Below are 20,252 nucleotides of genomic sequence, written 5' to 3'. Positions count from 1 at the left end.
TCCAGAACGTTCAAAGTTGCAGTTCTGGACTGCCGATATCAGAAAGTGTTGGACATGCCAAACCGGAAACGCTGTTCCTCGTCGTAGTCTTCCTTGGCGATCGGAACCGCGTAGTCTACACGGATCGGACCGAAGGGCGACGCCCACATCACGCCAATACCGGCGGATGCGCGGATGGAATTGTCATCCTTTACACCGGCGCTGTTGGCGACCTTATTGCCGTAAAGCGTACCGGCATCGACGAAACCAGCAAGACGCAGACCGAAATCCTCGGGAACGCCAGGCATCGGAGCCGTGACTTCAGCAGAGGCGGCGAAATAGGTCGTGCCGCCGATGGAGTCGGAACCGATGCGCGGACCGATACCATCGTTCTTGAAGCCGCGCACCTGACGTCCGCCGAACTTGAACTGATCGAATACCAGCAGATTGTCGCCCGTCGGCATCACGTGACCGGCCTGACCGGTGAGCGACCCGATGACGTCGTACTCATCCGACAGGGTATAGAAGAAGCGCGCCTTGGCGTAGATCTTGTAATATTCGGAATCGCCACCCAGACCGGCAAATTCGTTCGTCAAAGCAGCCTGCCAGCCTTCACGCGGCATGTTGCGGTCGTCAAGCGTATTGTAGTTCAGCGTGTTGGAGATGATGGACTGCGTCCAATCGCCACCGCGGATCAGGTCCTTATAAGGTGCAGCAAGGTTGCTACCGGTCTCCCAGTCACCCTCACCATCATAGTTGAGCTGCTTGTAGGTATACTTGAACGTCGTCGAAAGATCCTCGGTGATAGGCGCGGTCACGCGCAGCGAGAAGCCCTGCTCGTCGTAGTCGTAATAATCTTCGCTGCGGCTCTGGCTCTTGAACAGGTCGAAACCTGCAGCAAGGCGGTAGCCGAGGAAATAAGGCTCGGTAAAGGAGAGCGTGTAGCTACGCGCATCGTCTTCACCCGCACCGGCAGCGAGACGGATATACTGACCGCGGCCGAGGAAGTTCTTTTCTTCGATGGAGGCTTCGAGCAGAACACCGTCGTTCTGCGAATAACCGGCGCCGATACCGAATGAACCGGTCGACTGATCTTCAACGTCAACCACGATCACGACGCGGTCAGGCGCGCTGCCGCCGGCGGTCGAGATATTGACCTTCGAGAAGTAACCCAGCGCTTCCAGACGACGCTTGGCAGCGGTGATAACCGTCTGGTTGAACGCATCGCCTTCGGAAATATCGAATTCGCGACGAATGACATAGTCACGCGTGCGGGTGTTGCCACGGATTTCGATACGCTCGACGTAAGCGCGCTCGCCCTGATCAACGATGTACGTCACGCCAATGGTGTTGCCGGACATGTCGCGGTCGCCGCGCGGCGTTACACGGGCGAAAGGATAACCTTCACCGGCGACGCGCTTGGAAATCGCCTCCATGCTCTGCTGAACTTCCTTGGCGCTGTAGCTTGCGCCCTGGCGGGTCTCAACGAGGCCCTGAAGCTCCGAACCCTCAACACCCGGAACGGTCGATTCGACCGCGACGTTGCCGAAGTTGTAACGCTGACCTTCATCGACCGTGATGGTGATGTTGTATTCGTTTTTGGACTCATCAAGCACAGCCTCGGAACCAACGACCCGGAAGTCGGCGTAACCGCGGTTGTAATAGAACTGGCGCAGCGCCTCTTCATCGGCGCGCAGCTTGTCCTCGTTGTAGACGTCCTTACGCGTCAGGAATGACAGCATGTTGGACTTCTTGGTATTGATGACAGCAGCCAGACGACCATCGCTGTAGGCATTGTTGCCCACGAAGTCGATGCGGCCGATCTTGGTACGCTCACCTTCATTGATGACGAAAGCGATGTTCACGCGACCCTGACCGACGGAAACCGTCTGGGTGGTGACTTCGACATCGCTGCGGCCGATAGCGGCATAGGCTTCCTTGATGCGGGCAATATCCGCTGTCACAATGGCCTGGTTGAACGGGCCGAGCGACTGCGTCTGCACGATGCCGGCGAGCTTGTCGTCCTTGATCTTGCGGTTGCCGTTGAAGACCACCTGGTTAACGAGCTGGTTCTCGTTGACGGTCACGACAAGCGTGCTACCCGAAACGCGCATGGAAACATTCGAGAAGTAACCGGTGGCGTAAAGACGCTTCACCGATTCATCGATGTCCGAATTGGAAAAGTTCTTGCCGGGCGCAATGGTGATGTTGGAACGAACCGAATCCGCACCCGATCTTTCGGCGCCGCGAACGTCGATTCTGCTGATGACGGCTGCGTGTGCAACGCCAGCAGAGGCAAGCACACCAAGGCCCGCAACCGAAGAAACACCGGCAGACAGAGCAACCGCCGACACAGCGTTCAAAAATCTTGAACCAGCCTTCATTTCAATTCTTACCTTTTTACGTTGTCCCTCAGCGGGCGGAACCCGACTCCGGCCATGTGCGTCGTTTTACCTGCTTTTCCCCTACAAGCAAGCGCGAACGTTAAATTCTGTTTACTTCGTGCTCCAGAGTGGCTCATTCGCCACTTTGGCATAAAAACAAGGTAAACAACCGACTAACAAAACCGTTAAAACACAATCCTCAGCCAATCAAGCTGCTGATATCATTCCATGTTGCAAAAACCATAAGACCCAAAATCATCGCCATGCCGATGCGGAAGGCAACCTCCTGCGCGCCCGCTCCCAGCGGCCTGCCGCGGATGGCCTCGATGGCGTAGAACACGAGATGTCCGCCGTCCAGAACCGGGACGGGCATCAGATTGAGGAGCCCGATCGATACCGACAAAACGGCTGCAAGTTGAATCACGGCGGAAATGCCAAGCGTCGCCATCTGGCCAGAAGCCTGCGCGACCCGCACCGGGCCGCCGAGCTGATCGGCATTCATGCGGCCGGTAACGAGATTGCCGATATAATTGAATGTGCCGGTGATGACGTGGCCTGTCTCGCGCACACCTTCCAGAAGCGCCTGCGACGGTGAATATTCGATGTGACGGAAATTACCGCTGGTCTGGTCGGTGACAATGCCGATGATACCCATTTCCAGCTTGTTGCCAAACTGGTCGGTGGTTTCGGTACGGGTCGGCACCATCGGCAGTTTGAGCTCCTCGCCTCCCCGCTCGACGGTGACCGTGATAGGCGTGCCGGGCCGGATGCCGACATAACGGCGGACATCTTCGAAGGTCACCACTTTTTCGCCGTCAATCGCCACCAGACGGTCGCCGGGGCGCACGCCCGCAGCGGCGGCGGCACTGTTTTCACGCACCTCTGCAACAACGGGATCGGCGATCATCCGGCCGTAAATGCCGAAGAGTACTGCGAAGATGAGAATCGCGAGGATGAAGTTTGCGATCGGGCCCGCAGCGACGGTCGCCGCCCTTTTCCACAGTTTTGCACCGGAAAGCGTCTGCGCCCTCTCCTCCAGCGTCATATGGGACAGGCCCGAGCTGTCTGGCTTGCTCGCTGCGTCTTCATCACCAAAGAATTTCACGTAGCCGCCCAGTGGTATGGCTGAGATCTTCCATCTCGTCCCGCGCTTATCGGTGAAACCGAGCAGCTCGGGGCCGAATCCGACGGAGAATGCCGTGGAACGGATGCCGCACCAGCGACCGACGAGATAATGCCCCATCTCGTGGACGAAAACGAGAAGGGAAAGCACCAGGATGAAGGGCACGATATAGCCGGTCAAAAAGCCGGTCGCCGCCATTACTGTGTTCATGACAATCTGCCCTTCATGTCGTGACCTTTCGTGCCGCTTAGAAACCCGGCAGCAGACCGCCGCCCGACCCGGGTACATCACCGGTTGCCGCCGCGTGCACGAAAGCTATGAGGAATACCGTAAAGCAGGCGAAAACAAGACCGTCAACACGGTCCATGAAGCCGCCATGGCCAGGAATGAGATGGCTTGAATCCTTGACCTGGAAACGCCGTTTCACGAAGGATTCGAAGAGATCGCCGATCTGGCTGAACACGGAAAGAAGGAGCGCAAGCCCCAGCACCAGAAAGCTGATGCGTCCGTGATAGGCCATGGAGACTGCCGCGCCGCCGATCACGGCCGCCGCCGCCCCGCCAATCGCGCCGGACCACGTCTTGCCGGGCGAAATAGAAGGCGCCAGCTTCGGCCCGCCGATGGCGCGACCAACGAAATAGGCAAGAATATCCGTTGACCAGACAACGGCGAAAATGAAAAGGATGGATACAAAGCCCGTCAGTTCGTCACCGCGGATGGCCGCCAGTGATATACCGCTGAGACCCGCATAAAAAATGCCGCCCACCAGCCACCAGTTTTTGCCGCGCAATACCGGAAACAGCGCCGCTGTCAGCGTGAAGCCTGACAAAAGCGGCAGGTCGAGCGAGGATTCGCCGAAAATCGTGTTGCCGGCAATGACGGCGACGGAAAACCAGCCCCAGGCGTTGCCGGTCGGATTGCTCTCCGACATCCGGGTAATCGTCGACCACTCATAATAGATGAGAATCGCCAGAAGGCCCGCAACGATGCGGAACAGAATGCCGCCATACCAGGTTGCGGCCAGAATGACCGCGGCCATGACGATCGCGGAAACAATCCGCAGTCTGAGTTCTCGGCTCATCAGGCGCCTGCCACGGCAACCTGCTCGGTGAGTGCACCGAAGCGGCGGTCACGCGTTGCATATTGCTCGATTGCGGAGAAGAAGAGCTGCCGGTCGAAGTCCGGCCAATATTCCGGAATGAACAGGAACTCGGAATAGGCCGCCTGCCAGAGCAGGAAGTTAGACAGGCGTTCCTCGCCGCTGGTGCGGATGATCAGGTCAGGATCAGGAATGCCCGAGGTGTCGAGCCGGGCCGAAATCATCTCGGGGGTGATGGAAGCGGCGTCTAGCCTGCCTGCGGCAACATCAAGGGCGATCGACGCCGTCGCGCGAGCGATCTCGTCACGGCTGCCGTAGTTGAAGGCGATCACCAGCGTCAGCTTGGTGTTGTCGGCCGTCATCTGCTCAGCCTCTTCCAGAAGCGAGCGAATATCGTTCTTCAGCCCCTGCCGGTCACCGATGATCCGCACGCGGACGTTCTCGCGGTGCAGTTCGGCAAGGTCGCGGCGGATGAAAGCCTTCAAAAGCCCCATCAGGTCGCTTACCTCGGATTCGGGCCTGCGCCAGTTTTCCGACGAGAAGGCGAAGAGAGTGAGATAGCGTATGCCGCAGTCACCGGCCGCGCGCACGGTCTCGCGCACGGCCTCCACACCGCGGCGATGCCCCATCACGCGCGGGAGGCCGCGCTGCTTTGCCCAGCGGCCGTTGCCATCCATGATGATGGCGACGTGCTCGGGTATGGAGGAACGTGTCGTCGTCGGCATATCGATCCAGTAACAGGGCAGCGCGGAATTAAACGGAAAAGACAGGTCTATCGCAGGCGATATCAGACCTGCATGATTTCCTTTTCCTTCTCGGCAAGCAAGCGGTCAATTTCCGAAATCGTGTCGTCGGTCATTTTCTGCACCTTTTCCGACTGGCCACGGCTTTCGTCCTGACCGATGTCGCCATCCTTTTCGGCTTTTTTCAGACCGTCCATGCCATCACGACGGACATGGCGAATCGCCACCTTGGATTTTTCGGCATAGTCATGGGCGACCTTGACGAGCGACTTGCGGCGCTCTTCATTGAGTTCAGGCAACGGAATTCTGAGGTTCTGGCCGTCAACGATCGGGTTGAGGCCGAGGTTGGATTCGCGGATGGCGCGGTCGACAGCGTTGACCATCGACTTGTCCCAGATGTTGACGCCGAGCATGCGCGGCTCGGGAACGGTGATGTTGGCCACCTGGTTGAGCGGCACACGCGAACCGTAGGCGTCGACGGTCACTGGGTCCAGAATGTTGGCCGACGCGCGGCCGGTGCGCAGCGACGCGATATCGCTCTTGAACGCATTGATGGCGCCATCCATACGGCGCTTGATATCGTTGAGGTCAACACCACTCATCTTGATACTCCATCTTGTCGGCCAGCGGCCGTATTCGCCCCAGGGGCGGCATCGTTTTGGATTATTTGTCGTGCACGATGGTCTTGCGGCCGCCGCCGGTCAATATCTGTGCAAAACCGCCCTTCTCATGGATCGAGAAAACAATGATCGGGATGTGGTTTTCGCGGGCAAGGGCGACAGCGGCGATATCCATGACCGCGAGCCCCTTGCCGAGCACTTCGCTATGGGTCAGCTCATCAAAGCGGGTTGCCGTCGGGTCCTTCTTTGGGTCAGCGGAATAGATGCCGTCCACCTGGGTTCCCTTGAAGATCGCCTCTGCGCCCATTTCGGCGGCGCGCAGTGCAGCAGCGGAATCGGTGGTGAAGAACGGGTTGCCCGTACCGCCGGCGAAAATCACCACGCGGCCCTGGGCCAGATGATGAAGGGCGGCACGCTGGGAGAAGCTCTCACAGATCTCGGGCATGGCGATTGCCGAAAGAACGACAGTGTCGATGCTGAGCTTGCGGAGCGAGGTGGCAAGGGCCAGCGCGTTGATGACGGTTGCCAGCATGCCCATATGGTCGCCGGTGACGCGGTCGCCGCCCTTGGATGCCACGGCCACGCCGCGAAAGATATTGCCGCCGCCGACGACAACGCCGACTTCAACGCCCATCGCCCTTGCCTCGGCGATATCGGAGGCAATGCGGTCGGCCACCGCCACATCGATACCGAAACCCTGATCACCCATGAGGGCTTCGCCGGAAGCCTTGAGAAGAACGCGTTTGTAGATCGGCTTGGAAGACATCATGACTCCTCGGAAATGTAACCGAAACGCGGATACACGAAGGGCACCGCGTTGTCACGCGATGCCCTCCCGTTTTCCCAAGATTGGGTAAATATAATCAGCCCTTGGCGACGGCTGCGACTTCAGCTGCGAAATCGCTTTCTTCCTTTTCGACGCCTTCGCCGAGCAGCAGGCGAACCATGCCGGTAACTTCGATGGAAGCGCCAGCTTCCTTCTCGGCTTCCTTGACGGCAGCGCCGACGGTCAGGTCGGGGTTGATGACGAAAGCCTGCGACAGAAGGGCGACTTCTTCGAAGAACTTGCGCATGCGGCCATCAACCATCTTTTCGATGATGGCTTCCGGCTTGCCGGATTCGCGGGCCTGTTCGATGAAGACGTTGCGCTCGCGCTCAGCAACGGCAGCGTCGACTTCTTCAGCACGGATGGCGAGCGGGTTGGTTGCGGCGATGTGCATGGCAACCTGGCGGCCGATGGAGTTGAGAACTGCCTTGTCGCCTTCCGACTTCAGCGCAACGAGAACGCCGAGCTTGCCGATGCCGTCGCCGGCAGCGTTGTGGATGTAGGTCGCGACAACGCCGTGCGGCACTTCCAGCGCAGCGGAACGACGCAGGGTCATGTTCTCGCCGATCGTTGCGATCGCGTCCTTGATGCTGTCGGAAACGGACTTGCCGGTTGCCGGATAGGTGGCAGCGGAAACAGCGTCAACGGTGCCATCGGTGGAGAGAGCAACCTGGGCGATGCCGCGGATGAGATCCTGGAAAGCGTCGTTACGGGCAACGAAGTCGGTTTCCGAGTTCAGCTCGACAACGACAGCCTTGTGACCCATGGTGGCAACGCCGACCAGACCTTCGGCAGCCGTGCGGCCGGACTTCTTGTCGGCCTTCGCGATGCCCTTGGCGCGCAGCCAGTCGATCGCCGCTTCCATGTCGCCATTGGTTTCAGCAAGAGCCTTCTTGCAGTCCATCATGCCTGCGCCAGACTTTTCGCGCAGTTCCTTCACCATTGCGGCTGTGATTTCGGTCATTGTGTGCCTCTTATCGGTTCGATCGGTCAGCCGGCGGAATTTGCCGTGCCGAAGTTCTGGGTGATGACTGTACCCGGCCGCACACCCTTTGAAACCCTGAGGTTCCGACAAGGGGCATGCGCATTCCCAAGTGCTGCGGCGTCGCCAAACATCGAAATGATGGGTGCCGCTCTAGTGTGACAGCGTTATGAAGACTGCCTGCCGTTCCAACCACCTCGGACGCCTGTGGTTTCCAGAAACCGTGGCGGAGCGGTTAGAAACGAACAAGGCCGTCAACCCATTGAAGGTCTTTGACGGCCTTGTCATATCCTGGTCGAGGAGACGGCGATACGGGATCGCCGCCAGACAGGGCCTATATCAGGCGCCAGCCTCGTCTTCGAGAGCGGGCTCGATCGGAGCTTCTTCAGAAGCGCCGATGTCGCGGCCGGAAGCGCCCTGCTGACGGGCAATACCGTCGATGGCAGCGCGGGCGATCAGGTCGCAATAAAGCGAGATGGCGCGCGAAGCATCGTCGTTACCCGGGATCGGGTAGTCGATGTGATCCGGATCGCAGTTGCTGTCGATGATCGCAACGACCGGAATGCCAAGACGCTTGGCTTCTTCGATCGCGATCTTTTCCTTGTTGGTGTCGATGATGAACATCAGGTCCGGAACGCCGCCCATATCGCGGATACCGCCGAGAGCCTTTTCAAGCTTTTCGCGTTCGCGCTCAAGGTTCAGGCGTTCCTTCTTGGAGTAGCCGGAGCCTTCCGAGTTCAGGATCTCGTCAACCTTGCGCAGGCGCTGGATCGAGTTCGAGATGGTCTTCCAGTTGGTCATCATGCCGCCGAGCCAGCGGGAGTTGACGTAGTACTGGGCCGAACGCTTTGCGCTGTCGGCGATAATTTCGGACGCCTGGCGCTTGGTGCCAACGAACAGAACGCGGCCGCCACGGGCAACGGTGTCGGACACGACCTGAAGGGCGCGCGACAGCATCGGAACGGTCTGAGCCAGGTCGATGATGTGGATGTTGTTACGGTCGCCGAAGATGTACGGCTTCATCTTCGGGTTCCAGCGGTGCGTCTGGTGGCCGAAGTGAACACCAGCTTCCAGAAGCTGGCGCATAGAAAAATCGGGCAATGCCATGCCTTGTTACTCCTTTTCCGGTTTAACCCCCGCGAAGCGAACAGCGCCGATTTTCATCGACACCACCGGGCGGAACGGACCGGATTTCTCCCGGAACATCCCAAGCTTCGCGTGTGGAATGGTGAGCCGCATACAGTCGCCTGCTTAAAAATGCAAGCGATTATGCGAAAAAACCGCGCAAATGGCCCCGTTTCAGCGCACGGGCTTGTTTTCGCAGGTTTCGGGCTTGAGAATATCAAGCTTCGCAAGCTTTCCCGTCAGAACGAAATCACCGTAATCCATGGTGAGATCGCGGGTGATTCCGTTTTCATAAAGCTTGAACGACATGCGGTAGATCGGCAAAGCGTCGGTGCCGGTCTTGTCGTTGTAATAGGCGATGGTCACCGGCCAGAAGGCGGCCTTGGCGAAATCGCCCGCCTTGCCGGCATCCGCGTCCCCGTCCTTCGGTGTCTGCGCCTTGCCGACCAGCGTCGAGGTGATCAGGCTTTCATCACCATCATCCGACCCATCGAAAATACGGGATTCGAAAATGCGCTTTCCCTGCTTCGCGTGCTCGATGACCTGAAACATGTGTTGTGTCGGGAATTCGCTTGCGACCAGACTGACCTGGCGGGCATCCGGACGGGTCAGGTCGACCTTCACGCCATCGCTGCGGTCGGTTGCCGCCCCCTGCACTTCCTTGTCCAGCTTGTCATCGGTGTAGGACTTGGTCTCGAAGGTGAATTTCTTGGCGGCAATGTCTTCGAACGTCGTCGTCTGCTGATCCGTCATCCGCACGGCATCGCCCGTGTTGATCTGCGTTACGAAACGGAAATCCGTCTTGTAACCCTGGCAGGCGGAGCCGGTGAACTCATAGACCATGCGACCAGTCATGCCTTCGATGCCGGAGCGATCGGACGCATCCTTGAGTTCGAGGTCGTAGACGGCGCGATGTGCAATGAGATCGGGAACCGCGACGGGCAAGGCGCTGGCGGCGTTCGACAGGCCGGTCATAAGCCCTGTTGCGGCGACGAAACCAAGCGTCCTGACAAACATGCAATATCTCCTGTTGGACTCGCCGCTCATATTGTACAAGCAACCGCCCGGCTTTTGGATAAACATCTTCTGAATGCCGGATTCTTGAAGGATTTACAACAAAACCGGAGACGAAAATGTCGGACGTCATCGAAGGCCGCCTCAAGGAACTAGGCTTTACGCTTCCTGTTGCGGCAGCACCAGCCGCAAACTACGTTCCGTTCACCATCAGCGGCAATCTGCTTTATGTATCGGGTCAACTGCCGATGGAATCGGGCAAGATTGCGGTGACGGGCCTCGTTGGCCGCGATGTCGACGTGGCAGGCGCCCAGCGCGCAGCCGAACTTTGCGCCGTGAACATCCTCGCACAGGTCAAGGCCGCCTTGAATGGCGATCTGTCGAAAGTCCGCCGCGTCATCAAGCTGAACGGCTTTGTGGCTTCCGTTCCCGAGTTCGTTGAGCAACATCTTGTCATCAACGGTGCATCGAACCTCATCGCCAATGTTCTGGGCGAAGCCGGCAAACATGCCCGCGCCGCCGTCGGCATGGCCGCCCTGCCCTTCAATGCATCGGTCGAAATCGACGCCATCGTGGAAATCGACGTATGACACTGAAACTTTCCTGGCTGACGGCCCAGCCCGTCGCCCATCGCGGTTATCATGATCTCAACAAGGCGGTCTGGGAAAACACGCTCTCCGCCTTTTCCCGCGCCGTCGAGGCCGGTTTTGCGATCGAATGCGACGTTCAGCTGGCGGCCGACAGTGTGCCGGTGGTTTTCCATGATCACGATCTGGAAAGGCTGACCGGCATCAAGGGCGATGTGCGTGAACGCACCTCGGCGGAGCTGGCAATGCTTTCCGTCGGCCAAACCAAGGATCGCGTTCCGAGCCTCAAGCAGCTTCTGGCTCTCGTGGCCGGCAAGGTGCCGCTGGTTATTGAGCTGAAGGGCCGCGAGGGCGAAGGCGTCGATGACGGCTTTGCCGAAGCGGTGCTGGAAGACCTCGAGGGCTATAACGGCCACGTGGCGCTGATGAGCTTCGACCACCATCTGCTGAAGGACCTGAAGGCTGCGGGCTCGCCCTGGCCTCTTGGGCTGACGGCCGAAGGCGACAAGCCGGAGGACTTCTTCAGACATGACGACGCCATGCAGTTGGGGCTCGATTTCATCTCCTATCATTGGGGTCACCTGCCCAACAGCTTCATCGAAGCGCAAAGAAAACTCGGGCTTCCGGTGATTACTTGGACGGTCAGGGATGAAAATGCGCGCGAGACGACCTATAAATATGCGGACCAGATGACATTCGAAGGTTTCGACCCGAGAGAGAACCCGTCCACCACGGCATGACAGAAGATTATTCCATCAGCATTGCGCAGTCCTTCGCGGACATCGATCCGGAGAGCTGGAAACGGCTTTCCGGAACATCGCGCGATGCATCAGGAAAATCTTACAACCCGTTCATATCGCATGAATTCCTGTCTTCTATGGAAGACTCTGGCTCGGCGACCGCCAAGACTGGCTGGCTGGGGCACCACCTGCTGCTGGAAAACGCTGCAGGCACCCTCATTGGTGCCGTTCCTGCCTACCTGAAAAACCACAGCAAGGGCGAATACGTCTTCGATCACGGCTGGGCAGATGCCTTCGAGCGGGCTGGCGGGCATTATTATCCGAAATTGCAATGCTCGGTGCCCTTTACCCCGGCGACGGGCCCGCGGCTGCTGGTTGCCAACGGCGAAGATGTCGGACGATTCAAGCCGCTACTTGCTTCCGGTCTCGCACAAGTGACCGAGAAGATCGGCGTTTCCTCGGCTCACGTCACGTTTCTGCAAGAGGATGACCTATCCGCTCTTCTGCCAGGCGATTTCCTGCATCGTACGGACCAGCAATTCCATTTCATCAATGACGGTTATCGCGATCACAACGATTTCCTCGATGCGCTGTCATCACGCAAGCGCAAGGGGCTCAAGAAGGAACGCCGATTAGCGCTGGAACACGGCATCGAGATCGACTGGCTGACGGGTTCCGACCTGACGGAGGACATCTGGGACCAGTTTTTCGCCTTCTACATGGATACCGGCAGCCGTAAATGGGGCCGGCCCTATCTTACCCGGGAATTTTATTCGCTGATCGGCGAGCGAATGGCCGATGACGTGCTGCTGGTCATGGCGAAACGCGAGGGGCGCTATATTGCCGGTGCGATCAACTTTATCGGCTCGGACGCGCTTTACGGCCGGCACTGGGGCTGCATCGAGGATCATCCTTTTCTGCATTTCGAGGTCTGCTACCATCAGGCGATCGATTTTGCGCTGTCCAAGGGTTTGAAACGGGTGGAAGCCGGTGCGCAGGGCGAACACAAGCTGGCGCGCGGCTACGTGCCGGTCACCACCCATTCGGCGCATTTCATCGTCCACCCGGGCCTGCGCCGCGCCATTGCCGATTATCTTCAGCGGGAGCGCGAAGAGGTCGAGCATATCGGCGATTACCTTGATGAACACACGCCTTTCCGCAAGGGCGAAAGATAGGAACCGGACGCATAGTCCGACATACGGAGAGAGCAGAATGACGGCCAGCGCCTATGACGACAACAATATCTTCGCAAAAATCCTGCGCGGCGAAATTCCGAGCCATAAGCTTTACGAGGACGAGCATACCCTGGCCTTCATGGATGTGATGCCGCAGGCCCCGGGCCATCTGCTCGTCGTTCCCAAGACCGGCTCCCGCAACCTGCTCGACGCCGATCCCGAAGTGCTGGCGAAAACCATTCCGGTGGTGCAAAAACTCGCAGTCGCGGCAAAGGAAGCCTTCGATGCGGACGGCGTTTTCATCGCCCAGTTCAACGAACCGGCCGCTGGCCAGACCGTTTTCCACCTGCACTTCCACGTCATTCCACGCAAGGAAGGCGAGCCGCTGAAGCCGCACTCGGGCGTGATGGCCGATGGTGAAGTGCTGAAGGCTCACGCAGAGAAGATAAAGGCGGCGCTCGCCTCGTGACGGGCGCCAAGACATCTGCGCGTTTGTCGCGGCCTCCGCACGCCGTTGTCACAGACGCGATCCCTCGGCTGGCGCGATCAAGTTCTCGATCGCGCTAGCTTTAAGGCGCAGAAGCGCCCTGGCTGCACGCGGCATCATCCTCTGGCCCGTTCGGGAACGCGCACGGCGGCAATATTGTTTGCAGTCACGCCGGAGGGCGATAGGCATTCCTCTCCGGCCATGGCCAGCCTTCAAGCATCGTCAGATCCGGCCGGTAGATCTCTACCTGCAGCGGATAACAGGCCGCCGTATCGCTGGAATGCGTGGCGCTGCAATCGCCTCCCGGGCAGGCGGACAGCGCGCCGATGAGATCAATTTCCGCAAAGAACTCGAGATAATCGCCCGGACGCACCGGACTTGCCTTCATGAAATACTGGTGGGTGTCGCGGGTGAACCCCGTGCACATGAAGACGTTCAACACATCATGAACATGCGGCTCCGCTTGCCGGAACGAAAGGCCTTTGGCGGAAGCAAGCGCGTTCGTGAGGTTGGAGTGGCAACAATGATGATAATCGCCGCCGCTGAGCAGCTTGTTCGTGTAGGGATCGCAGCGCGTGCCGATCACGTCATGCACACCGCCGCCGTCCTCGTCCCAGCCATACCATGACAGCGTGTCATGGGTGATGGTCGCCATCGGCCGAAGGGATGGCAGGTTGCTCCACAACCGGTTGCCGACAGAAACATGGGTGGCATGCAGCGCGCGGGTCTTGCCGCTGAAAAACCGTTCATTCAGATCATGCGCATTCCAGAGGTTCAAATCCCCCACCTGCGGGCCTTCGATACTGACGATGCGGAAAAAATGGCCCTTCGGAACATTGAAGGTTCGGCCGTCACGCGGCGGCACGATAACCTCATCGATCTTTTCCATGCTCCCGCGTGCTTTTTCCAAAAGCGCAAGGTCGGGAGTCTCAAGTGTGCCGTTCGGGTAAACGACGACAGGCGAAATGGCGCGACGCGCGGCGGCGTCATCGGGTTCGGCAACAGGCGTTCGGGGCATGAAATCCTCTGAGCGATGAAATGTAAGGGCGAAATTGCGGTACGAATGCCCGGCTGACAAGATGGGTTCTTCTTGTGCTCAGACCAAGTTTTACTTATCCTTGTTTCTCATGATGTTGCCTCCGCTCGCCACTCTCCGCGCCTTCGAAGCCGCCGCCAGGAAAGGCAGTTTTGCCCTGGCCGCTGTTGAACTCGGCATGACGGCGACCGCCGTCAGCCAGCATATACGCAATCTCGAGGCATGGCTTGGTGTTGTACTCTTCGAACGGCATGCCAGGGGCGTAACGCTGACGCCAGCCGGGAAGGATTTCGGGGGCACGGTTTCCTCAAGCCTCAGGCAGATCGCTTCCGGCGTAGAACGCATACGCGGCCGTCGCGATCGCATCACGGTCCGCCTCGCCAGCCTGCCTTCAGTCATCGCGCATTTTCTGACGCCGCGGCTTCCGCGTTTCCGGGCGATGCATCCCGATATTCAAGTGTCCATCAGCTATCTCGGCGCCAGGCATGCCGTGCCGGCCGATCTCACTATAGAGCATGGCGTGTCTGCCGGGCCAAATGCCGTGGCGCTTTTCAGCGCCGAGACGCGCCCCACCTGCGCTCCCGGTTACGCCGCCCAATTCGGTCCATTCAGCGCGGTTGCCAGCCTGTTGCAGGCGGAATTGCTGCATGACGATAGCGAAATGGCCTGGCGGGCCTGGTTTGCCGCCGCCGGCACGGTCCCGCCGCATAGCACCGGCCCGATCTTCGCGGATTTCAATCTTCTCGTAACAGCGCTGAAGGCCGGCCAGGGCGTCGGTCTCTGTCCGACAGAACTTCTGCGCGACGAGATTGCGAAAGGCGAACTGACCGTTCTCTTCGAGCGCGCCGCCGACAAGGACAAATATTACTGGCTGGTGGAAACGGAAGAAATGAGTACATCGGCGAGGCTTCTGGCGAACTGGCTGTTGGCAGAAGCACGCGAAGCCGGGGCGACTATTCCGCCACCATGACCTGCCCGGCCGCCTCGGCCGTCCTTTCCATGCGCTCTTTTGCCGACAACCATTGGAGCAACCGGCCCGAGACAGCGCAGATGATGGCAAAAGCGACGAGACCGCCAAAAACATCCGAGAGGTGGTGCCCGCCCTGCACGAGGACGGTCGGGAGCATCAACATGTTAAGCGGCAGTATGACGAGCATCGCCCACCAGTGCCTTGGTGCAAACCAGACAGACATTGCCGCCATGAAGATGTGGAACGACGGAAAACCGATAAGTCCCAGGACGCTTTTAGGGGAAAGGTAGTCAACACCCTGCGTCGCAAGACGGTTCAGTTCCTGCCCATACTCATTGCCCACCGCCAGAGGAATTGCCTGGGAGACCCATTGGGGCAGCTCCATATAGGCAGATGGTCCGAATGTCGGGAAAAATATCCAGAAAACAATGCTCGCAAAAGCGCCCAGCACCCCGGTGACGAGGAAATGATGCAGCACCCGGTTCTTGCCCGTAAAGCCCAGAGTGAGGACAATCAATAGAAGCTGGGGAAGTGATGTCGCATAAACGAAGAACAGGATTGTCCCGATCCACGGATGCGTTGCCGCCCAGATGACAATGTCCTTCCAACTATAGCCAAATGCCGCGTCCACAGCGAAGAGCGCATTATCGATCGTCGGGAACGCAATTGGCAGGAACATATAGTTGAAGATGGAGGCCGCGAGCGTGAAGAGGATAAAAAGCCCTCCCGACATGAGGGCGGCAGCTATACGGTAATCGCGCCCGCTTCTGCGATAGAATTGACCAAGAAGAAAGACGCCGGCACCCGCGAATACACACAGGAAGTACCCGGCATAATCCACGCTGATGCCCCTTGCTGCAATCAAGGCTGCATCAACGACAAATAATAAAGCGATAAAGCCAACGACGAAACGTTCCGCTGCAAATAATCGCATGGCGCTGGATCCCTGTTTTGATCGCGCAGTCTAAACAGGGAGTTTTAATACTAGGTTAGAAACCCAGCGCGAAAAGTCCGCCTGCCAGGAGCACGATCGGCACCGCGACGCCGACGATGACGCGTTGGCCGGCGGCCAGAAAGGCAATAAAGCCGAGTACTGCCGCACCGATACGCAGCCACACCGGCGAGGACTCAAGCGTTCCGGTCGGAAACACGATCAGCTTCGCGGTGACCGCCATGACGAGTGACGTGGCAACCGCCCTCACCCAATAAAGCGCCTCGGAATCCTCTTTCAACCGGTTACCGGCGAGAACGCCGAGCCAGCGCCAGAGATCGGTCGCCAGCCAGCCTGCGATTGCGATGAAGAGATAGGGTGCCCACCAATGGTCGCTCATCATGGTTCACTCTTCGGTGAGGCCGGTTTCATCCTGCGGCGGAATATGAGGCGATCGATTGCATAAGCCACCGTGCCTCCACCGATACCGGCATAAAGGATGTCGAATTCGGGTGCGAGGACCGCAAAGGCCGGACCGGCGATGACGCCGATGACAAAGGCGACCTTGACGACGGAGTGGCGCGCGGAAGCCCAGATGGACGCGATGAAATAAACCGGCGTCAGGAAGAACAGGACACCAGCAACCAGCGGCGGAAACGCGGCGACGACACCGTAACACAGGCCAACGATGATGGCATTGACGACGGTGAGCGTGATGCCAAACCCGGCAAACCAGGCGGCGCGGGCCTCCCGCGGCACCTTTGAAAGGTTCTGTGTTGCAAAGACCCACGCCGTAATCGCAACGAAATGCGAAAGGAACAGTAAAATCCAGGTCGGCGTCTTCGCGCCGCGCATTTCGGGAATAATGGAAGCCACCATCGGCATCATACGGACCGATGACAATGTCACCGCCAGAAAACAGGCGGCAAGATTGGCGCCGCCGACCATGGAGCCGATCAGGATCATCTTGGCGGGCAACGCCCAGATGAACAGCGTCATGAACACGGCTTCGCCGCGGGCTACGCCCGATTCCAGTGCAAAAGCGCTGAAACCGACGAAGGACGTCATGAGAATAAGGGAGGGCAACGAGAAAATGCCCTGCATCCCCCTGAAAAACCAGCCGCGCAATGGGATGGTGTCGCTATCGGCATTTTGCATTGCGAACCCACTCGTGCATGTCGTCTGAAATGCCGTGGCATCGCGGCAACGTCATACAGACGGAGAAATGAAGACTTGCCGCCGATTCCATTAAAGAGCGGCACGCTTCATGCATAAAAATGCCGGGCTTTCGCCCGGCATCTGTTTATCGATCAAAGACCGCGGTCACTTCTTCTTCGGTACCTTCGGTACGGCGTTGGCCTTGCGCCGCGGCTTTTCGGCATCGTCGGACTTGTCAGCTTCGGCGACGAGGACATCCGCCTCTTCCTTCGCTTTAGCAGCCTTGGAAGATGTTTTCGCCTTTGCCTTGCCAGGGGACTTCGCCGCCTTGAGTTCGGCTTCCGGCTGCGGCTTGACGGGTGCGGTCTCCGGCAGAACCTCGAGTATGAGGCCATCGGCACCGTCATCCTTCTTGCCGACGGTGACGCTGACGACGCCGCCCTTCTTCAGCTTGCCAAAGAGAATTTCATTGGCGAGCGGCTTCTTGATGTTCTCCTGGATCACACGAGACAGAGGACGGGCGCCCATCTTCTCGTCGTAACCCTTCTCCGCCAGCCAGGAGATCGCATCTTCATGCAGATCGAAGGTGACGTTGCGCTCGGAGAGCTGGGTTTCCAGCTGCATGACGAACTTCTGCACGACCTTGTGGATGACGGCAGTCGGCAGCGGCGAGAACGGAATGATCGCATCCAGACGGTTGCGGAACTCCGGCGTGAACAGGCGGTTGATCGCCTCTTCATCTTCACCCGTGCGGCGCGAAGAACCGAAACCGATGGCGGATTTCGCCATTTCGGAAGCGCCCGCATTCGTCGTCATGATGAGGATGACGTTGCGGAAGTCGATTTTCTTGCCGTTATGGTCGGTCAGCGAGCCGTGGTCCATCACCTGCAACAGGATGTTGTAGATGTCAGGATGCGCCTTTTCGATTTCGTCCAGCAGCACCACGGAATGCGGATGCTGATCGACTCCATCGGTCAGGAGCCCGCCCTGATCGAAGCCGACATAGCCGGGAGGCGCACCAAGCAGGCGCGACACGGTATGACGCTCCATGTACTCCGACATGTCGAAGCGCAGCATCTCGACGCCGAGCGAGGCGGCGAGCTGCTTGGCCACTTCCGTCTTGCCCACCCCTGTCGGGCCGGAGAAGACATAGGAGCCGATCGGCTTGTTCGGTTCGCGCAGACCGGCACGGGCCAGCTTGATGGCCGTGGCAAGCGCCTCGATGGCGATGTCCTGCCCATAAACGACGGAGCGCAGTTCCTTCTCGAGGTTGGCGAGAACCATCTCGTCATCCTTGGACACCGTCTTCGCGGGAATACGGGCCATCGTCGCGATGGTCGCCTCGATTTCCCGTTCCGTGATCAGCTTGCGGCGCTTGGAAACAGGCAGCAGCATCTGCGCTGCACCGGTCTCGTCGATCACGTCGATCGCCTTGTCCGGCAGCTTGCGGTCCGAGATATAGCGGGCCGACAGCTCGACAGCAGCCTTGATCGCCTCATTGGAATATCTGAGGTGATGGTAATCCTCGAAATAGGGCTTCAGGCCCTTCATGATCGCAATCGCATCATCGATCGACGGCTCATTGACATCGATTTTCTGGAAACGACGCACGAGCGCACGATCCTTCTCGAAGAACTGGCGGTATTCCTTATACGTGGTCGAACCGATGCAGCGGATTGCACCCGACGAAAGCGCAGGCTTCAGCAGGTTAGACGCATCCATCGCGCCGCCGGAGGTCGCGCCCGCACCAATGACGGTGTGGATTTCATCGATGAACAGGACCGCGCCCGGGTACTCTTCGAGTTCCTTGACGACCTGCTTCAGACGCTCTTCGAAATCACCGCGATAACGGGTGCCCGCCAGCAGCGTGCCCATGTCGAGCGAAAAGATCGTGTCATTGGCGAGCGCCTCCGGCACTTTGCCTTCCACGATCCGCTTGGCAAGCCCTTCAGCGATCGCCGTCTTGCCCACGCCCGGATCACCCACATAAAGCGGGTTGTTCTTGGAGCGGCGGCAGAGGATCTGGATGGTGCGGTTGACCTCGTCGTGACGGCCGATCAACGGGTCGATCTTACCGTTTTTCGCCTTTTCATTGAGGTTGACGCAATAGGCCTTCAACGCATCCTGCTGCTTCTTGGCGGACGATCCGTCCTCCTCGGGATTGCTGCGGTTCGGCTTGTTTTCGCTTTCCGGTTCGTCAGCGCCACGCGGCGTGCGCGTCTGGGACGTGCCGGGGCGCTTGCCGATACCGTGAGAGATATAGTTGACCGCATCGTAACGGGTCATTTCCTGTTCCTGCAGGAAATAGGCAGCATGGCTCTCGCGCTCAGCGAAAATCGCCACAAGCACGTTTGCGCCGGTCACTTCCTCGCGGCCGGATGACTGAACATGGATCACGGCGCGCTGAATGACGCGCTGGAAGCCGGATGTGGGTTTGGAATCCTCGTCGTAACCGGTGACGAGGTTGGTCAGTTCATTGTCGACGTAATCGCTGACAGTCTTGCGAAGGGCATCGAGATCGACGTTGCAGGCGCCCATGACGGCTGCGGCATCCGCGTCGTCGATCAGCGCCAGAAGTAGATGTTCGAGCGTCGCATATTCGTGGTGACGCTCATTTGCAAAGGTCAGTGCCTGGTGCAGCGCCTTCTCGAGACTCGGGGAAAAAGTTGGCACGTTGCGATCCTCATTTCTTTTCCATGACGCACTGCAGCGGATGCTGGTGCTGTCGGGCGAAATCCATGACCTGGCTTACTTTCGTCTCTGCGACCTCATATGTAAACACCCCGCATTCGCCCACGCCGTGCTGGTGCACGTGCAGCATGATGCGGGTTGCCGCTTCACGATCTTTCTGGAAAAACCGTTCCAGAATGTGAATGACGAATTCCATGGGAGTGTAGTCGTCATTCAGTAAAAGAACACGGTACAAATTCGGTCTTTTCGTCTTCGGCTTAACGCGGGTGATAACAGACGTTCCACGGTTGGTACCGCCCCCGTCTTCCCCTTCGCCCTCGCCCTGCATGTAGATCGGCTTAGCGATCATCTTTCATCATTCTCCAAACTGTTCTCAAACCGACAGCTGATTGCCAGGAGGGAGAACTTCGCCTCTCCATATTTAGGTCGTTAAGAAGCGATTTTAAGCCCCTTGCGCGACGGTGCAATCACTATTGCGTTTGCGAAGAGGCAAACCTCGCGAAAAGTGCGGGATATGAGAGGTAACCGAAGTCCGAGAAGACATACCTCGCCCGCATGGGCGCGCCTTCGCGCCAAATGCGG

Annotated in this window: 20 protein-coding genes; 5 read left to right on the top strand and 15 right to left on the bottom strand. The window is 58.6% G+C overall.

Annotation, left to right across the window (positions count from 1 at the left end):
* Window positions 1-38: 38 nt before the first annotated feature.
* The 9 genes from bamA to K7A42_RS20015 form a co-directional block, all read right to left on the bottom strand.
* Window positions 39-2,363, bottom strand: a complete 2,325-nt coding sequence (bamA, locus tag K7A42_RS20055) for an outer membrane protein assembly factor BamA (protein ID WP_045534115.1) — start codon at window positions 2,361-2,363, stop codon at window positions 39-41.
* A 199-nt stretch (window positions 2,364-2,562) separates the two neighbouring features.
* Window positions 2,563-3,684 carry an RIP metalloprotease RseP gene (gene rseP / locus K7A42_RS20050; protein WP_169692052.1) on the bottom strand — a complete coding sequence of 374 codons (1,122 nt, stop codon included), beginning with the start codon at window positions 3,682-3,684 and terminating at the stop codon, window positions 2,563-2,565.
* 49 nt (window positions 3,685-3,733) lie between these two features.
* Entirely contained in the window at window positions 3,734-4,567 is an 834-nt protein-coding gene (locus tag K7A42_RS20045) for a phosphatidate cytidylyltransferase (RefSeq protein ID WP_004441563.1), read from the bottom strand.
* On the bottom strand, window positions 4,567-5,310 hold the full coding sequence (locus K7A42_RS20040) for an isoprenyl transferase (protein ID WP_004441561.1): 744 nt from the start codon (window positions 5,308-5,310) through the stop codon (window positions 4,567-4,569). Before K7A42_RS20040 ends, K7A42_RS20045 begins: the two co-directional genes overlap by 1 nt.
* A 62-nt stretch (window positions 5,311-5,372) precedes the next feature.
* A complete protein-coding gene (gene frr / locus K7A42_RS20035) occupies window positions 5,373-5,930 on the bottom strand; it encodes a ribosome recycling factor (protein WP_004441558.1) in 558 nt (185 codons plus the stop codon).
* Window positions 5,931-5,991: 61 nt separating this feature from the next.
* A complete protein-coding gene (gene pyrH, locus K7A42_RS20030; RefSeq protein ID WP_003502561.1) occupies window positions 5,992-6,714 on the bottom strand; it encodes a UMP kinase in 723 nt (240 codons plus the stop codon).
* 97 nt (window positions 6,715-6,811) lie between these two features.
* Window positions 6,812-7,738: a translation elongation factor Ts gene (gene tsf / locus K7A42_RS20025; RefSeq protein WP_004441554.1), complete on the bottom strand. Its 927-nt coding sequence runs from the start codon at window positions 7,736-7,738 to the stop codon at window positions 6,812-6,814.
* Between the two features lie 357 nt (window positions 7,739-8,095).
* A complete protein-coding gene (rpsB, locus tag K7A42_RS20020; protein WP_003502558.1) occupies window positions 8,096-8,863 on the bottom strand; it encodes a 30S ribosomal protein S2 in 768 nt (255 codons plus the stop codon).
* Between the two features lie 192 nt (window positions 8,864-9,055).
* Entirely contained in the window at window positions 9,056-9,898 is an 843-nt protein-coding gene (locus tag K7A42_RS20015) for a cell envelope integrity EipB family protein (protein WP_282455748.1), read from the bottom strand.
* Window positions 9,899-10,014: 116 nt separating this feature from the next.
* On the opposite strand from K7A42_RS20015, the gene K7A42_RS20010 reads away from it, so the two are divergent.
* From K7A42_RS20010 to K7A42_RS19995, 4 genes are read left to right on the top strand one after another with little or no spacing between them, the layout of a single operon-like run.
* Complete coding sequence (locus tag K7A42_RS20010) at window positions 10,015-10,485, top strand: RidA family protein (protein ID WP_004441543.1); 471 nt, start codon at window positions 10,015-10,017, stop codon at window positions 10,483-10,485.
* Window positions 10,482-11,222: a glycerophosphodiester phosphodiesterase gene (locus K7A42_RS20005; protein WP_282455747.1), complete on the top strand. Its 741-nt coding sequence runs from the start codon at window positions 10,482-10,484 to the stop codon at window positions 11,220-11,222. Before K7A42_RS20010 ends, K7A42_RS20005 begins: the two co-directional genes overlap by 4 nt.
* Window positions 11,219-12,397, top strand: coding sequence for a GNAT family N-acetyltransferase (locus K7A42_RS20000; protein ID WP_282455746.1), 1,179 nt, complete (start codon window positions 11,219-11,221; stop codon window positions 12,395-12,397). The genes K7A42_RS20005 and K7A42_RS20000 overlap by 4 nt, the downstream gene beginning before the upstream one ends.
* Window positions 12,398-12,434: 37 nt before the next feature.
* Window positions 12,435-12,866 carry an HIT family protein gene (locus tag K7A42_RS19995; protein ID WP_006697570.1) on the top strand — a complete coding sequence of 144 codons (432 nt, stop codon included), beginning with the start codon at window positions 12,435-12,437 and terminating at the stop codon, window positions 12,864-12,866.
* A gap of 184 nt (window positions 12,867-13,050) precedes the next feature.
* Here K7A42_RS19995 and K7A42_RS19990 read toward each other — a convergent pair whose 3' ends face one another.
* A complete protein-coding gene (locus K7A42_RS19990; protein ID WP_112765769.1) occupies window positions 13,051-13,902 on the bottom strand; it encodes an urea carboxylase-associated family protein in 852 nt (283 codons plus the stop codon).
* Window positions 13,903-14,011: 109 nt separating this feature from the next.
* Between K7A42_RS19990 and K7A42_RS19985 the strand changes: the two genes are divergently transcribed.
* Window positions 14,012-14,890 (top strand): LysR family transcriptional regulator, encoded by an 879-nt coding sequence (locus K7A42_RS19985; RefSeq protein WP_282455745.1) that lies wholly within the window; start codon window positions 14,012-14,014, stop codon window positions 14,888-14,890.
* Here the strand turns inward: K7A42_RS19985 and K7A42_RS19980 are convergent.
* The 5 genes from K7A42_RS19980 to clpS all read right to left on the bottom strand — a co-directional run bounded on the left by K7A42_RS19980 (window position 14,874) and on the right by clpS (window position 20,019).
* Window positions 14,874-15,824 (bottom strand): phosphatase PAP2 family protein, encoded by a 951-nt coding sequence (locus tag K7A42_RS19980; RefSeq protein ID WP_282455744.1) that lies wholly within the window; start codon window positions 15,822-15,824, stop codon window positions 14,874-14,876. The two genes, K7A42_RS19985 and K7A42_RS19980, sit on opposite strands and share 17 nt — an antisense overlap.
* Window positions 15,825-15,879: 55 nt before the next feature.
* Window positions 15,880-16,224, bottom strand: coding sequence for an AzlD domain-containing protein (locus tag K7A42_RS19975; RefSeq protein ID WP_006697573.1), 345 nt, complete (start codon window positions 16,222-16,224; stop codon window positions 15,880-15,882).
* The gene (locus K7A42_RS19970; RefSeq protein WP_282455743.1) at window positions 16,221-16,979 is read right to left on the bottom strand and encodes an AzlC family ABC transporter permease; all 759 of its coding nucleotides are present in this window, start codon (window positions 16,977-16,979) and stop codon (window positions 16,221-16,223) included. Before K7A42_RS19970 ends, K7A42_RS19975 begins: the two co-directional genes overlap by 4 nt.
* Window positions 16,980-17,144: 165 nt before the next feature.
* On the bottom strand, window positions 17,145-19,652 hold the full coding sequence (gene clpA, locus K7A42_RS19965; protein ID WP_004441518.1) for an ATP-dependent Clp protease ATP-binding subunit ClpA: 2,508 nt from the start codon (window positions 19,650-19,652) through the stop codon (window positions 17,145-17,147).
* Between the two features lie 10 nt (window positions 19,653-19,662).
* Window positions 19,663-20,019, bottom strand: a complete 357-nt coding sequence (gene clpS / locus K7A42_RS19960; RefSeq protein WP_003502541.1) for an ATP-dependent Clp protease adapter ClpS — start codon at window positions 20,017-20,019, stop codon at window positions 19,663-19,665.
* Window positions 20,020-20,252: the final 233 nt, after the last annotated feature.

Source organism: Agrobacterium sp. InxBP2, assembly GCF_026191755.1.
GTDB classification, from domain to species: domain Bacteria; phylum Pseudomonadota; class Alphaproteobacteria; order Rhizobiales; family Rhizobiaceae; genus Agrobacterium; species Agrobacterium pusense.
Note: the sequence above shows the minus strand (reverse complement) of the source record. Positions and strands in the feature narration are given on the sequence as shown.

Bases quoted from the DNA above. Each gene is read 5' to 3' on its own strand.
- bamA (WP_045534115.1), bottom strand. From the start codon at position 2,363: ATGAAGGCTGGTTCAAGATTTTTGAACGCTGTGTCGGCGGTTGCTCTG.
- rseP (WP_169692052.1), bottom strand. From the start codon at position 3,684: ATGGCGGCGACCGGCTTTTTGACCGGCTATATCGTGCCCTTCATCCTG.
- K7A42_RS20045 (WP_004441563.1), bottom strand. From the start codon at position 4,567: ATGAGCCGAGAACTCAGACTGCGGATTGTTTCCGCGATCGTCATGGCC.
- K7A42_RS20040 (WP_004441561.1), bottom strand. From the start codon at position 5,310: ATGCCGACGACGACACGTTCCTCCATACCCGAGCACGTCGCCATCATC.
- frr (WP_004441558.1), bottom strand. From the start codon at position 5,930: ATGAGTGGTGTTGACCTCAACGATATCAAGCGCCGTATGGATGGCGCC.
- pyrH (WP_003502561.1), bottom strand. From the start codon at position 6,714: ATGTCTTCCAAGCCGATCTACAAACGCGTTCTTCTCAAGGCTTCCGGC.
- tsf (WP_004441554.1), bottom strand. From the start codon at position 7,738: ATGACCGAAATCACAGCCGCAATGGTGAAGGAACTGCGCGAAAAGTCT.
- rpsB (WP_003502558.1), bottom strand. From the start codon at position 8,863: ATGGCATTGCCCGATTTTTCTATGCGCCAGCTTCTGGAAGCTGGTGTT.
- K7A42_RS20015 (WP_282455748.1), bottom strand. From the start codon at position 9,898: ATGTTTGTCAGGACGCTTGGTTTCGTCGCCGCAACAGGGCTTATGACC.
- K7A42_RS20010 (WP_004441543.1), top strand. From the start codon at position 10,015: ATGTCGGACGTCATCGAAGGCCGCCTCAAGGAACTAGGCTTTACGCTT.
- K7A42_RS20005 (WP_282455747.1), top strand. From the start codon at position 10,482: ATGACACTGAAACTTTCCTGGCTGACGGCCCAGCCCGTCGCCCATCGC.
- K7A42_RS20000 (WP_282455746.1), top strand. From the start codon at position 11,219: ATGACAGAAGATTATTCCATCAGCATTGCGCAGTCCTTCGCGGACATC.
- K7A42_RS19995 (WP_006697570.1), top strand. From the start codon at position 12,435: ATGACGGCCAGCGCCTATGACGACAACAATATCTTCGCAAAAATCCTG.
- K7A42_RS19990 (WP_112765769.1), bottom strand. From the start codon at position 13,902: ATGCCCCGAACGCCTGTTGCCGAACCCGATGACGCCGCCGCGCGTCGC.
- K7A42_RS19985 (WP_282455745.1), top strand. From the start codon at position 14,012: ATGATGTTGCCTCCGCTCGCCACTCTCCGCGCCTTCGAAGCCGCCGCC.
- K7A42_RS19980 (WP_282455744.1), bottom strand. From the start codon at position 15,824: ATGCGATTATTTGCAGCGGAACGTTTCGTCGTTGGCTTTATCGCTTTA.
- K7A42_RS19975 (WP_006697573.1), bottom strand. From the start codon at position 16,224: ATGATGAGCGACCATTGGTGGGCACCCTATCTCTTCATCGCAATCGCA.
- K7A42_RS19970 (WP_282455743.1), bottom strand. From the start codon at position 16,979: ATGCAAAATGCCGATAGCGACACCATCCCATTGCGCGGCTGGTTTTTC.
- clpS (WP_003502541.1), bottom strand. From the start codon at position 20,019: ATGATCGCTAAGCCGATCTACATGCAGGGCGAGGGCGAAGGGGAAGAC.